Here is a 12,631-nt window from a genome sequence, read left to right on the forward strand (position 1 = left end):
TCGCTGCCCGATGTGCCAACCTTTGCCGAGCTGGGCTATCCCAAGGCCAACCTCACTTCCACCTTCGGCGTGTTCGCTCCCGCTCGCACGCCCGTGGCCATCATCACCAGGCTGAATGCCGAGCTGAACAAGGCCTTGCAAGAGCCCGAGGTGCGCGAGCGCCTGCTCAAGGGCGGCGAAGTCCCCACCGGCGGGTCCGCCGCGCAGTTCGCCAAGGCGATCCATGCGGAATACGACGACAACGCCCGTATCGTGAAGGAAGCGGGCATCAAGGCGGACTGACGGGCAACAGGATGGGCGACAGCACGGGCAGCCGCATCACCGCTGCTCGACCAGGTCCAGCCGGCAGCCGGTCGCATATACCGCCGACAGGCGCACGCCATTGCGCGGCTCCAGCGCCAGCTTGGTGCGCACGCGCGACAGGTGGCTGTCCACCGTGCGGGATGCCGGCGGCACCTTGCTGCGCCAGACCGATTCCTCGATGGTCTGGCGCAGCAGCAACTGGCCGGCATGGCGGAACAGCAAGACCGCCAGCTCGTACTCCTTGGGCGCCAGCTTGACCAGGCGGCCGTTGACGAAGGCGCGCCGCTCGGCCAGCACAAAGCGGTAGGCGCCCAGCGTCAGGTCGCCGCAGGCCGGTGTCACCGGCGCCATGCGCCGCAGCAGCGCATCGACGCGCGCGGCCAGCTCGGCGCGGCGCACCGGCGATGGCAGGAAGCCATCCGCGCCGTGGGCGAAGCAGCGGGCGATATGGTCGTCGCCGTCGTGCTGGCTGAGCAGCATCACCGGCAACGCATCGCCAAGGGTACGGCGTAGCCACAGCAGCACGTCCCGTGCCGGGATGCCGGGAATCTCCCAGGCCATCAGCAACAGCGCGTACGACTCGTTGCGCAGCGCCTGCATCAGCGCGCCCCCTTCGCGAAAGCGCACCGGATCGTGGCCGCCGAGCCTCAGCGTCTGCTCCAGCAGGATGGCTCGTCCCGGGTTGTCCTCCAGTATTGCGACTCGCATGAAATCTCTCCTCGTGCGCGGCATTGCCGGGGCATCTTAGCCTCGCGGCCCGCGTGGCGGGCGGTTATAAGAAGCCTCCGCCGCAGATTAAGAAAATTCTCATCCGAAAGCCTTCTCGCGCGGCATCTAATGACGGATAGCCCCGCAACATCGGGTCATTCCCTGGCGCCGAGGGCGCCAATCACCGCGAGACCGGCAGGCGTCCAAGCCTTTCCGGCAAAATTGCATGGGTATGAAGATCGCTTCACTGGAAGACGAACCCGCCGAGGCGGCCCTGATCCGGCAGATACTCGGCGAGGCCGGGCATGCCTGCACCACCTTCACGCGCAGCCGCGACCTGCTGCTGCAACTGCGCGAGGAAAACTTCGACCTGCTGCTGCTCGACTGGCAGATGCCGGATCTCTCCGGCAAGGAGGTGCTGACCTGGGTGCGCGCCAACCTGGACCGGCGCGTGCCCGTGATGTTCCTGACCTGCCGCGTGGCGGAGGAGGACGTGGTCGATGGCCTCGCCACCGGCGCCGACGACTACATGCTCAAGCCGGTGCGCCGCGGCGAACTGCTGGCGCGCACCCATTCGCTGTTGCGCCGCGCCTATCCGGAACCGGGCAGCGGCTGCGTGCAGATGGCGCTGGCCGACTACGTCATCGACTGCGCCGCGCGCACGGTGGCGCACCGCGCCCGCCCGCTCAGGCTGACTCCCAAGGAGTTCGACCTGACCGTGCTGCTGTTTCGCAACGAGGGCCGCATCGTGTCGCGCGACCATATCGTGGCGGCGGTCTGGGGGCGCGAGATCTCGCCGCTGTCGCGCACCATCGATACCCATATGTCGCGTGTGCGCAGCAAGCTTGCGCTGCACCCGGAGCACGGGCTGCGGCTGCAGCCCGTCTACACCCATGGCTACCGTCTCGAACTCACCGGCGTGGCGCGATGACGGCATGGCTGCGTTGTGAAACCCTGCGGTGGGTGGCCGGCCTGCGCGCGTCCGCGCGGTACCTGGAGCGTCTCGCGCACAGGATGGGGGCGGGCAGGGAGGCGGGCGCGCGCGACAAGCCTGTTGGCATGGCCGCCATCCGCGCCATGCTGCCTGCCGGTGGCGCCGTCGATGCGGCGGCCTGCGATAGCGCGGCGCTGGCATCCTGGCAAACCGCCATGCGCGCGTTGTCGCACGATCTGCGCGCGCCGCAGAGTGCCATCCTGGCGCTGGCCGAATTGCAGCAGGGCGTGCCGCCCGCCTGCGCGCACGAGGCGTTTGTGGCGCAGGCGGCGGGCTATGCGCAGGCGTCGCTGCGCCTCATCGACGACACCGCGCGGCTGTTGCGCGAGCTTGCCCACGGCTACCACATGGAGGTACTTGAGCTGACGGCACTGCTGCGCGAGTCCGCCGACGCGCTATGGCCGCATGCCGGGCCCGCGCCCGAACTCGAGCTGGCGGGTCGCAAGGCCTGGATACGGGGCGACGCCGCCATGCTGCCCGAAGCCCTGCGCGTGCTGACGGCGCAGGCAATGTCCGCGGCCGGGAGCACGCCGGCGCGGGTGCGCCAGCGGCTCGACGGCCGCCTCTGCCGGATAGCCATCACCTTCGTGCCCGACCCCGCTGCCGAGCCGTGGCAGGCAGCGCGCGAGGGGGCGCCCGCGATGCAGTTTTGCCGCCGTGTGCTGCTGCGCCATGGCGGCGTGCTCGAAGCGGAAGGCAGCGCAGGTGCCGAAGCCGAAGCCGAAGCCGAAGGCAGTGTCACCTGGCATCTGCACTTGCCCATGCTGCCCTGAAAAACAAAAAAGCACCCGAAGGTGCTTTCTTGCAGTCAGACGTCACCCTCGAGACAAGCGCGGGGCAAGCCGACAAGGACAATCAGAAAATGTGGCGAATACCGACGGCCGCACCAGTCTGGTTGTTCTTGCCCGGCAGTTCGGTCTTCGTGCCGCCGGTCAGCTTGTTGTAGTCCACGGTGCCATACACCTGGGTACGCTTGGACAGCGAGTACTCGGCCAGCAGTACGCCGGTGTAGCGGTTGCCTTGGTTGTTGGAAACGCCGTTCGCGTTCTGGACGTGGTCGCCGTAGAACACGCCGGTCAGTGCCAGTGCCGGGGTTGCCTGGTAGGTCACGCCCAGGTAACCGATGGCGTCCTTGCGCGGGTTCGACGTGAAGTTGCCTGCCGGTACGGCGTTGGCGGTGCCAGCGGCCAGGGCGTCACCATTCAGGCTGGCATCGACGTTACCGGTGCGGTCCTTGCCACCCACGTAACCCAGGAAGATCTTGGCCGGGCCGATGCTGTACTTACCGGCCGCGCCCCACATTTGCTGCTTGTTGCCGTTGGCGTCGCGGACCTCTTGGTACACGCCACCAAAGCCGAACGGGCCAATGGTGTACGCAGCGCGGGTGCCCCAGTATTGCGACGAGGTGATGGAACCAGCCTTCTCGCCAAAGCCGTAGCTGGCGCCCACGTCCAGGCCGCCGAACTTGCCGCCGTAGCTGACTACGTTGTCATTGCGGAAGTTCGTCAGGAAGAACGGCCAGGCGTTCGCGGTGTAGTTGCCGATGGTCAGCGGATCGTAGTCGCCGAAGAAATTAAAGCCTTCGGTGTACTGGCGGCCCAGCTTGATGGTACCGAAGTCGCCGGCCAGGCCCACATATGCCTGACGGCCGAAGAGACGGCCGCCTTGGTTAGACCTGCCGGTATCCGGATCGAAGCCGCTTTCCAGTTGGAAGATCGCCTTCAGGTTGTTGCCCAAGGCTTCGCTGCCCTTGATGCCCCAGCGGCTGTTGGTGATGGCGCCGTTGGTCAGCTGATACAGGCTATCGTTGTTGGCATTCGAGTTATTGCTGTAGCGAATGCTCTGATCAACGATACCGTACAGCGTCACGGACGATTGGGCGTAGGCGCTGCCGGCCAGCAGCGTACCAAGTGCGAGGGTCAGGGCTGATTTCTTCATGTGGCTCCTTTTCTATTCTGTAGTGTCCGCGGCCGGATCGCGGCGGCGGACGAGTTTACGTTTCGTGTAAACGCCCGCGAAAATTTAACAAAACAGAAAAGATTTAGACACTAATGCACCCCGTTGGCCGCCTCTAAGCTGGCAATTGGTGCAAAAGCGTTGTGACGCCGCGACAAATTTACATAATGGTGCATCGCGAGATGGAGCCAGCGTGACTCACGCACCCTACGGCTGTGGGGAAGGGGCCGGCAGCGCGAGCACGCTCCGGCTGCCAGGGCAGGCCAGGCAGGCGATTCATCGCGAAGCGCCGCCACTTGAAGAGCGGGCCGGGGACTGCTGGCCCGCCCGAGGGTTATCCCTGAGGAATCTCGATCTTGACCTCGAGCACCTCGAGATTGTCCTGGCGTTCGAGGCTCACGCGCAGGTCCTGGTCGCTGATCTTGACGTACTTCGAGATCACCGCGACCAGCTCGCGCTGCAGGGCGGGAAGGTAATCGGCCGGGGCCGAATGGCCGGTGCGTTCATGGGCGAGGATGATCTGCAGCCGCTCCTTGGCAACCGAGGCGGACTTCTTCTTCTCGCCGAGCAGGAAGGACAGAATCGACATGATGGTGGACCCCCCTTACTTGTTGCCGAAGATGCGAGAGAGCAGCCCCGGCTTCTGGTAGTCGGTGAAACGCATCGGCTTGTCCTTGCCGAGGAAGCGGTCCACGAGGTCGCCATAGGCGTCGGCCACGTCGGAGCCCTCCAGATGGATGGCCGGCGTGCCCTGGTTGGACGCGTGCAGCACGGCTTCGGATTCCGGCACCACGCCGATCAGCTTGATGCGCAGGATTTCCTGGATGTCGGTGAGCGATAGCATCTCGCCGCCATGCACGCGCTTCGGGTTGTAGCGCGTGATCAGCAGGTGTTCCTTGATCGGGTCGCCGCCTTCGGCAGCGCGTTTGGTCTTGGACGACAGGATGCCCAGGATGCGGTCCGAGTCGCGCACCGAGGACACCTCGGGATTGGTCACGACCAGGGCCTCGTCGGCAAAATACATGGCCAGCAGGGCGCCGGACTCGATGCCCGCGGGCGAATCGCACACGATGTACTCGAAGCCCATGTCGATCAGGCCGTTGATGACCTTCTCCACGCCTTCCTTGGTCAGCGCGTCCTTGTCACGCGTCTGCGAGGCCGGCAGGATGAACAGGTTCTCGCACTTCTTGTCCTTGATCAGCGCCTGGTTCAGGTTGGCTTCGCCCTGCACCACGTTGACCAGGTCATACACCACGCGGCGCTCGCAACCCATGATCAGGTCGAGGTTGCGCAGGCCGACGTCGAAGTCGATCACGGCAGTCTTATGGCCACGCAGGGCCAGGCCGGCGGAAAAGCTGGCGCTGGTGGTGGTCTTGCCTACGCCTCCCTTGCCGGAGGTCACAACGATGATTTTTGCCATGGCTCTTGGATCCAGTAATGGTTGAAGCTTGCGCTGCTTTGGGTTTGGGCTCTGCGGCGGGTGTTACTTCATCCGGAGCGGTTCGAGAATCAGTTTTTCCCCGGCCAGCCGCACCTGGGCCGACTTGCCCAGCACATCGGCTGGCAGTGGCAGTTCGGCGGTGCGGTAGATGCCGGCGATGGAGAGCAGTTCGGGCTCCAGGCAGGTGCAGAAGATGCGCGCCTGCGCGTAGCCCTTGACCCCCGCCAGCGCGCGGCCGCGCAGCGGGGCATAAATATGGATATTGCCTTCGGCGATCACCTCGGCGCCGTAGCTGACCAGGTCGAGGATGACCACGTCGCCGGCGGCGTAGATCTGCTGGCCGGAGCGCAGCGGCTTGTCGATCAGCATGGTGGGCAGGCTGCGCGCTGCGGCCTCGGCAATGGCGGCCGTGGCGGCGGCTTCCACTTCGGCGGCCGCTGCCTTTGCCTCGGCCTGGGCCGCAGCCTGGGCGTCGGCCAGTGCTTCGGCCGGCGAGGGGCCTGCCGCCGCGGCCGGCTCGGCCTGCGGGGTTTCGTCCCGGCCGCCGCGCCGGCTCTGGCTGTCCAGCAGCGGCAGGCCGAACGACTCGGCCCAGCCCCGCTGCGCCTCGCGGGCCACCACGCCGATGGCGCGCGCCTTGAGCAGGGCCAGGGTCTCGATCACCGTGTCCAGGGCTACCTGGTCGTCACCTTCCAGCCGGCGCAGGTCCAGGGCCACCACATCGTTGGAGAAGAAGTCGGGGGTCGATTCGAAGCGGGACAGGAGATCGTCACGCAGCGCCGCGATGTCAGTGGTCTTCAGAGCGAGAAGGAGGGCGTCGACATTGCCACTGCGCAGCTCGAAGCGTGGCGATTTCTTCTGGGACATAGTCGGTGACCGTGGAAATGGGACATTCTAACTTCGTCTGGGTGCAGAACTGTAACAAATGCCCGATGACATGAGGCCGGTGCCGGATGCGGCGCGTTGACGGCGCTCTTGTTACGATTGCGCCATCTGAGCAACGGAGTAGCCATGGGTGCGATCGTCAACAGTGTGGCCTACCGCAGCGGCAAGCGCGTCGGCGATGTGGCCCTGGACCAGATCAGCGATGCAATCGCCGTGCCGGGCACCTTCGTCTGGCTGGGCTTGCACGAACCGGACCTGCCGCTGCTGCGCAAGGTGCAGCAGGAGTTTGGCCTGCACGACCTGGCGGTGGAGGATGCCCTTGACGCCCACCAGCGCCCCAAGCTGGAGACTTACGGCGACTCCATCTTCATCGTGCTGAACACCGCGCAACTGGTGGATGGGGAACTGGTGGTGGGCGAGACCCACCTGTTTGTCGGCCCCAGCTATGTGGTGTCGGTCCGCCACGGCGTGAGCAGCAGCTATGCGCCGGTGCGCGAGCGCTGTGAAAGCGACGCGCGCGCGCTGGCCAACGGCCCGGGCTACGTGCTCTACGCGCTGATGGATTTCGTGGTGGACCACTACATGCCCATCGTCACCCGGCTCGAGGATGCCTTCGAGCAGCTCGAGCAAGGCATCTTCCGCGACGAATTCGACCGCGCCGCGCTCGAGCACCTGTACCACATCAAGCGCCAGGTGCTGCGCCTGCGCAATGCGGTCTACCCGATCGAGGAGATCTGCGGGCAACTGATCCGGCTGCACGAGGAGCTGGTGCCCAAGGAGCTGCGCGCGTACTTCCGCGACATCGAGGACCATGCCAGCCGCCTGGTGCGCACCCTCGACGTGGTGCGCGAGATGCTGACCACGGCGGTGCAGGTGAACCTGGCGCTGGTCACGGTGGGCCAGAACGAAGTGGTCAAGCGCCTGGCCGGCTGGGGCGCCATCCTGGCCATTCCCACCGTGGTGTTCAGCCTGTACGGCATGAACTTCAGCTTCATGCCGGAGCTGACGTTCCACTATGCCTATCCGGCCGTGATCGGGGTGACCGCGCTGGCCTGCGGCGGGCTCTGGCGCAAGCTGCATAAGTCAGGCTGGATCTGAGCGCCGCGGCGGGGCCTTTCTCCGCGGCCCTGCCACCTTCCTCGCCCTCCCTGCGTCACCCCTCCCGCCGTCACCCCTCCCGCCCGACATGGCGCCATGCCATGTTTATGGGATTCCCTCCCCCCGGCTTGCTTGGATAGTCTGGCCCAGGTCCGCGTCCTTGCGCGGATCGGGCTAGCGTGGTCACGCCAGGCAGTGGAACCCGGAAGCACCAGAAGACAAGAACGGCAGCATCCATTCCCAGGGGGAAATCCAATGAAGCTTCACTCTCAGACATTCGGGCTCGCGCTGAGCGGCGCGGCACTGCTGGCGCTGGCCGCCTGCGGCGGTGGCGGCAGCGATAGCACCAGCAGCAGCGGCGCCACCGGTGACAAGCCGGTCCTGGCCGCGGCCGCGGTGACTGGCACGGCCGCTACCGGCGCCGCGCTCGCCAACGCCAATGTGGCCATTACCGACAGCGCGGGCGCCTCGCCCTGCCAGGAAGCCGCCGTCACCACCAGCGCGCTGGGCACCTACACCTGCACCCTGAAAACGGGCGAGGTGGCGCCGTTCTTCGTGGTTGTCACGGATCCCACCGGCAACACCGCTCCGCTGGTCAGCGTGAGCACCGTCACGCCGGCCGCCGGCGCCAAGCTCACCCTCAACGCCACGCCGCTGACCACGGCCATCGTGGCGCAACTCGCCGCCGACGGCAATCCGCTGACGTTCGTCAGTGGCAAGACGGTGGACGCCGCCGCCCTGCAAAAGGTCACCGCCAATGTGGTCGCGCAGCTCGCCAGCGTGCTCGCCGCCATCGGCGCGCCCGCCAACTACGATCCGTTCTCGACCGCCATTACCGCTGCCACGGCCGCCGGCGTGGGCAATACTGCCGACCAGGTGCTCGATATCGTCAAGGTGGTCACGGACCCGGCCACCGGCAAGCTGGCGCTGACTACCGTCGACAACCCGACGCCCGTGGCCATCGCCACCGCCACCAGCACCGGCGGCACGCTGGCCGCGCCGCCCGCCGCCGTCGCGGCCCTGCCGCAGGCAGCGCAGGCAGTCGCCAAGGGGCTCTCGGCCTGCTTCGCGCTGCCCGTCGCACAGCGCGTGACATCCTCCGATACCAGCCTGAGCGCGTCGCAGGGCGGCCCGGCGGTCGACGGGGTGGCATCCGCATGCCAGAACATCGCTGCCGACACCAGCAACGCGGCCGGTGTCGATTTCTTCCACAACGGCTTCTATTTCGGGCAATTGCTCTACGGCATCCTGACCAGCGACACCATGACGGGCGCACAGTTCAGCGTGCCGGAAATCATGGCGTTCTATCCCGCCGCGTCGACGGCCTCGGGGCGTGACGAAGCCATCTTCAACATCCGGTACCTGGACGCCAGCGGCAACCCCGGCAACCTCATCACGACGGCACGCGATATCGCGGGCGGCGCGACCAGCGCGCATCCGTCGAGCTGGTGGCTGGTCGGCAACCAGCAGCCGGTCGACGTCACGGTCAGGCTCCAGATCCGGCGCGTCGAGCAGATGAACCCGGGTTTCAACAAGAGCAACAACAACTACAGCCATTTCCAGAACGGCATCCAGTTCCTGATCAACGCCAAGGGCCCGGGCAGCATCGTCAACAACGCCCCCCTGAGCTATGCGCGCGTGACCGGGCCCGGCTTGCCGAGCAATGGCATTGTCTATATCGCGCCGGTTGCGCTTGAGGTGGGCCAGCCCTACATGGACGTGAGCAACAAGACCGGCGCGGTGCCCGTCACAGCCCAGTGCGGCAACGAGTTCAACCCGCCTTTGCCGTCGTACAACTGCCCGAACTTCTGGTTCTCGCGCACGGCGGGCCTCAGCGGCAGCGCAGCCACCACGCTGTTGACCAATCCCGTCAGCCTGACGTGGGCGCAGGCGGCGGACACCGCCGATGGCACCAAGGTGGTCAAGGGCGCGAAGTACCGCATCGAGCTGTTCCACGGCACCAACACCACGCCGACCTACAGCTACACCAAGACCCTTCTGAGCGACCTCGTACCTGCCACCCAGGGGGTGAACCTGCCGTGGAACACGCTGGGCAGCAAGTCGCTGGCCGCGCTGGACCCGGCCAACGCCAGCCTGGCCGGTGCGCAGACGTCGCTGCTGGCGGACTGGGTGCAGAACGTCTCCGCGCAGCAGATCGGCAACGTTGCCGCCTCGGTCGACAACAACGGCACCTGGAGCACATCCACGCCGGCGCCCAAGGGTGCGACCTCGATCGTGGTCAACGCGACGGTGCCGCCCTTCACGGCCACCACCAACCGCGGGCTGCTGTTTGGCTACCGCATGCTGGATAACAGCAACAAGTCGGCGGTCTTTACGTTCAACTGATGCAACGGATCAGGCGCTCCTGACGCGGCCGGCGCCACAGCCGGCTGCGGCGACCTGCATAGCCCCGCAAGGCCAAAGGCCTGCGGGGCATTTTTTTGGGGCCGGCGTCGATGCCAGGCCGCGGGATGAGCGCTGCCATCCGCTTTCGCGCCGTTTTTACGCGTTCTTTATATCTTCTTTACACCCCCGCCGCCCCTCTCTACCCCGTTTTTACCGCTCGATCCCTAATCTGCCATCTGTGAATCACTCACGGTGTGTTGCCATGGACGGGATCTATTTCATTGGTTTGTTGCTGTTTGGTGCGCTGACTGGCGCACTGCTGCTCTTGTGCGCGGCGCTCGGAGGCAAGCCGCCGGGAGTGCCCGAGGGGCCGGGCGCAGACGCCGCCGACGCGCGCCGCAAGGACAGTGCTACCGACAGGAGGCTGTGATGGACTGGGCTGACCTCCTGGGCGGCGTGCTCGCCGTTGCTGTCTTTATCTACCTCCTGATCGCCCTGTTCCGGCCGGAGAAATTCTGATGTCCACCGAATTCCTGGGACTACTGGTCCTCTACCTTGCCATCCTGCTGGCGCTCGCGCCCTTCGTGGGGCGCTATATCCGCCGCGCGATGGAAGACGATCGTTACCTCGCCACGGCCTGGGGCCGCCCGCTCGAGCGCGTGCTGTATCGCGTGGCCGGCGTGCGCGCCAATGCCGAGATGGGCTGGAAGCAATATGCCATCGCGGTCATCGCCTTCAACATGCTGGGCGTGGTGGCGGTCTATGTGCTGCAGCGCGTGCAGGTCTGGCTGCCGCTCAATCCGCAAGGCTTCGGCGCGGTTTCGCCGGACTCGGCCTTCAACACCGCCATCAGCTTCGCGACCAACACGAACTGGCAGGGCTACGCGGGCGAATCCACCATGAGCTATCTCACGCAGATGCTGGCGCTCACGGTGCAGAACTTCTTCTCGGCGGCCACCGGCATTGCCGTGGTGTTCGCGCTGATCCGCGGCTTCGCGCGCCAGAGCGCGGCCACCATCGGCAACTTCTGGGTGGACATGACGCGCTGCACGCTCTATGTGCTGGTGCCGATCGCCGCCGCGATCGCGCTGGCGCTGGTCAGCCAGGGCGTGATCCAGAATTTTGACAGCTACAAGGAAGCCAGCCTGGTCACGCCCGTCGAGTACAGCCAGCCCAAGCTCGACGCAGCCGGCCAGCCCGTGCTCGACGCCAAGGGCGCGCCGGTGATGGAGGCCATGAAAACCGACAAGCAGACGCTGGCCATGGGCCCGGTGGCTTCGCAGGAAGCCATCAAGATGCTTGGCACCAACGGCGGCGGCTTCTTCAATGCCAACTCGGCGCATCCGTTCGAGAACCCGACCGAGCTCGCCAACCTGATCGAGATGCTGGCCATCTTCCTGATCCCGGCGGCCTTGTGCTTCACCTTCGGCGAGATGGTCAAGGATCGGCGCCAGGGCGTGGCGATCCTGGCGTCGATGGCGGTGATCTTCATCGTGATGGCGTGCCTGGCCGCGGCCTCCGAGCAGCAGGCGAATGCCGCGCTGGCGGGCTTGCCGATCGATCATGCGGCCAGCGCGCTGCAGGCGGGCGGCAATATGGAGGGCAAGGAAACACGCTTTGGCATCGCCGCCACCGCGCTGTTCGCCACCATCACCACGGCGGCGTCGTGCGGCGCGGTCAATGCCATGCACGACTCCTTCACCGCCATCGGCGGGCTGGTGCCGATGCTGCTGATGCAGCTCGGCGAGGTGGTGTTCGGCGGGGTGGGCTCGGGCCTGTACGGCATGCTGGTGTACGCGGTGCTCGCCGTGTTTATCGCGGGCCTGATGATCGGCCGCACGCCGGAGTACCTGGGCAAGAAGATCGAGACCTACGAGATGAAGATGACGGCGGTGGCAATCCTCGTCACGCCGCTGCTGGTGCTGCTCGGCACGGCCGTGGCGGTGATGGCGGAGCCTGGCCGCGCGGGCGTGTTCAACCCCGGCACGCACGGCTTCTCGGAGATCCTCTACGCGCTGTCGTCGGCCGCCAATAACAACGGCAGCGCCTTCGGCGGCTTGTCGGCCAACACGCCCTTCTACAACGTGCTGCTGGCCGCGGCGATGTGGTTCGGCCGCTTCTGGATCATCGTGCCGATCCTGGCCATGGCGGGCTCGCTGGCCGCCAAGCGCAGGCTGCCGGTGACGGGCGGCACCATGCCCACGCACGGCCCGCTGTTCGTGGTGCTGCTGGTGGGCTCGGTGCTGATGGTGGGCGCGCTCACCTATATCCCGGCGCTGGCGCTGGGCCCGGTGGCGGAGCAGCTGCAGGCGCCGGTGGTCTCGGCGGCTAGCAAGTAATGGAGAAACGCATGCAACAAGAATCCATGGTGACGCGCAGCAAGAACGCCGGCGCGGCACCGGCAAACACTACCCCGGCAACCAGCGTGGTCACGCCTGCCATGGCCACGCAAAAGAGCGGCGGCCATCATCGCCCGCGCGGCGGCATGTTCGCGCCCGAGCTCGTCAAGCCGGCCCTGCTCGACTCGGTGAAGAAGCTTTCGCCGCGCGACCAGTTGCGCAACCCGGTGATGTTCGTGGTCTATGCGGGCAGCATCCTGACCACGATCCTGTTCTTCCGCGCGCTGTTCTCCCCCGCCACGGCGGGCGGCGAGAGCGCCGGCTTCATCCTGGCCGTATCGGTGTGGCTGTGGTTTACCGTGCTGTTCGCCAACTTCGCCGAAGCGCTGGCCGAGGGCCGCAGCAAGCAGCAAGCCGAAGCGCTGCGCGGGCTCAAGACCACCGTCACCGCCAAGCTGATCAAGGAGGCCGGCGCGACTACCGCGCCGCCGGCGCCACCGAGGCGCGTGGCGCTGCCGCGCTGCGCCGTGGCGACGTGGTGCTGGTCGAGGCCGGCGACAT

13 protein-coding genes and 1 pseudogene are annotated in these 12,631 nt (G+C 66.4%); 9 read left to right on the forward strand and 5 right to left on the reverse strand.

The window, feature by feature from the left end; translation table 11 throughout:
* A partial coding sequence (locus OR16_RS37440) for a Bug family tripartite tricarboxylate transporter substrate binding protein (RefSeq protein WP_006164351.1) occupies positions 1-282 on the forward strand: 282 nt, incomplete at its 5' end.
* Between the two features lie 36 nt (positions 283-318).
* Here the strand turns inward: OR16_RS37440 and OR16_RS37445 are convergent.
* Positions 319-1,011, reverse strand: coding sequence for a response regulator transcription factor (locus OR16_RS37445; protein ID WP_006164353.1), 693 nt, complete (start codon positions 1,009-1,011; stop codon positions 319-321).
* Positions 1,012-1,243: 232 nt separating this feature from the next.
* Between OR16_RS37445 and OR16_RS37450 the strand changes: the two genes are divergently transcribed.
* Both OR16_RS37450 and OR16_RS44305 read left to right on the forward strand, forming a co-directional pair.
* On the forward strand, positions 1,244-1,942 hold the full coding sequence (locus OR16_RS37450; RefSeq protein ID WP_006164355.1) for a response regulator transcription factor: 699 nt from the start codon (positions 1,244-1,246) through the stop codon (positions 1,940-1,942).
* A complete protein-coding gene (locus OR16_RS44305; RefSeq protein ID WP_006164357.1) occupies positions 1,939-2,778 on the forward strand; it encodes a hypothetical protein in 840 nt (279 codons plus the stop codon). Before OR16_RS37450 ends, OR16_RS44305 begins: the two co-directional genes overlap by 4 nt.
* Before the next feature lie 82 nt (positions 2,779-2,860).
* Here the strand turns inward: OR16_RS44305 and OR16_RS37460 are convergent, their stop codons facing one another.
* The 4 genes from OR16_RS37460 to minC form a co-directional block, all read right to left on the reverse strand.
* On the reverse strand, positions 2,861-3,943 hold the full coding sequence (locus tag OR16_RS37460) for a porin (protein ID WP_006164359.1): 1,083 nt from the start codon (positions 3,941-3,943) through the stop codon (positions 2,861-2,863).
* 352 nt (positions 3,944-4,295) lie between these two features.
* Positions 4,296-4,550, reverse strand: a complete 255-nt coding sequence (gene minE / locus OR16_RS37465; protein WP_006164360.1) for a cell division topological specificity factor MinE — start codon at positions 4,548-4,550, stop codon at positions 4,296-4,298.
* A gap of 15 nt (positions 4,551-4,565) precedes the next feature.
* Entirely contained in the window at positions 4,566-5,381 is an 816-nt protein-coding gene (minD, locus tag OR16_RS37470) for a septum site-determining protein MinD (protein WP_006164361.1), read from the reverse strand.
* 63 nt (positions 5,382-5,444) lie between these two features.
* On the reverse strand, positions 5,445-6,269 hold the full coding sequence (gene minC / locus OR16_RS37475) for a septum site-determining protein MinC (protein ID WP_006164362.1): 825 nt from the start codon (positions 6,267-6,269) through the stop codon (positions 5,445-5,447).
* Positions 6,270-6,413: 144 nt separating this feature from the next.
* Here minC and OR16_RS37480 point away from each other — a divergent pair, with 144 nt between their 5' ends.
* From OR16_RS37480 to OR16_RS37500, 6 genes and pseudogenes are all read left to right on the forward strand, one after another.
* Complete coding sequence (locus OR16_RS37480; RefSeq protein ID WP_006164363.1) at positions 6,414-7,385, forward strand: magnesium and cobalt transport protein CorA; 972 nt, start codon at positions 6,414-6,416, stop codon at positions 7,383-7,385.
* Between the two features lie 255 nt (positions 7,386-7,640).
* The gene (locus OR16_RS37485; RefSeq protein WP_006164364.1) at positions 7,641-9,731 is read left to right on the forward strand and encodes a hypothetical protein; all 2,091 of its coding nucleotides are present in this window, start codon (positions 7,641-7,643) and stop codon (positions 9,729-9,731) included.
* 262 nt (positions 9,732-9,993) lie between these two features.
* On the forward strand, positions 9,994-10,161 hold the full coding sequence (locus OR16_RS44765) for a hypothetical protein (protein WP_192816487.1): 168 nt from the start codon (positions 9,994-9,996) through the stop codon (positions 10,159-10,161).
* Entirely contained in the window at positions 10,161-10,250 is a 90-nt protein-coding gene (gene kdpF / locus OR16_RS37490; protein WP_006164365.1) for a K(+)-transporting ATPase subunit F, read from the forward strand. The genes OR16_RS44765 and kdpF overlap by 1 nt, the downstream gene beginning before the upstream one ends.
* Positions 10,250-12,070: a potassium-transporting ATPase subunit KdpA gene (gene kdpA, locus OR16_RS37495; protein ID WP_006164366.1), complete on the forward strand. Its 1,821-nt coding sequence runs from the start codon at positions 10,250-10,252 to the stop codon at positions 12,068-12,070. Before kdpF ends, kdpA begins: the two co-directional genes overlap by 1 nt.
* 11 nt (positions 12,071-12,081) lie before the next feature.
* A pseudogene (locus OR16_RS37500) lies at positions 12,082-12,631 on the forward strand (potassium-transporting ATPase subunit B); the annotation flags it as partial.

Origin of the sequence: Cupriavidus basilensis OR16, assembly GCF_000243095.1 — a bacterium.
Classification (GTDB): domain Bacteria; phylum Pseudomonadota; class Gammaproteobacteria; order Burkholderiales; family Burkholderiaceae; genus Cupriavidus; species Cupriavidus basilensis_D.

What these genes read in the sequence shown, in the direction of transcription:
- OR16_RS37445 (WP_006164353.1), bottom strand. Translation starts at nt 1,011, where the DNA reads ATGCGAGTCGCAATACTGGAGGACAACCCGGGACGAGCCATCCTGCTG.
- OR16_RS37450 (WP_006164355.1), top strand. Translation starts at nt 1,244, where the DNA reads ATGAAGATCGCTTCACTGGAAGACGAACCCGCCGAGGCGGCCCTGATC.
- OR16_RS44305 (WP_006164357.1), top strand. Translation starts at nt 1,939, where the DNA reads ATGACGGCATGGCTGCGTTGTGAAACCCTGCGGTGGGTGGCCGGCCTG.
- OR16_RS37460 (WP_006164359.1), bottom strand. Translation starts at nt 3,943, where the DNA reads ATGAAGAAATCAGCCCTGACCCTCGCACTTGGTACGCTGCTGGCCGGC.
- minE (WP_006164360.1), bottom strand. Translation starts at nt 4,550, where the DNA reads ATGTCGATTCTGTCCTTCCTGCTCGGCGAGAAGAAGAAGTCCGCCTCG.
- minD (WP_006164361.1), bottom strand. Translation starts at nt 5,381, where the DNA reads ATGGCAAAAATCATCGTTGTGACCTCCGGCAAGGGAGGCGTAGGCAAG.
- minC (WP_006164362.1), bottom strand. Translation starts at nt 6,269, where the DNA reads ATGTCCCAGAAGAAATCGCCACGCTTCGAGCTGCGCAGTGGCAATGTC.
- OR16_RS37480 (WP_006164363.1), top strand. Translation starts at nt 6,414, where the DNA reads ATGGGTGCGATCGTCAACAGTGTGGCCTACCGCAGCGGCAAGCGCGTC.
- OR16_RS37485 (WP_006164364.1), top strand. Translation starts at nt 7,641, where the DNA reads ATGAAGCTTCACTCTCAGACATTCGGGCTCGCGCTGAGCGGCGCGGCA.
- OR16_RS44765 (WP_192816487.1), top strand. Translation starts at nt 9,994, where the DNA reads ATGGACGGGATCTATTTCATTGGTTTGTTGCTGTTTGGTGCGCTGACT.
- kdpF (WP_006164365.1), top strand. Translation starts at nt 10,161, where the DNA reads ATGGACTGGGCTGACCTCCTGGGCGGCGTGCTCGCCGTTGCTGTCTTT.
- kdpA (WP_006164366.1), top strand. Translation starts at nt 10,250, where the DNA reads ATGTCCACCGAATTCCTGGGACTACTGGTCCTCTACCTTGCCATCCTG.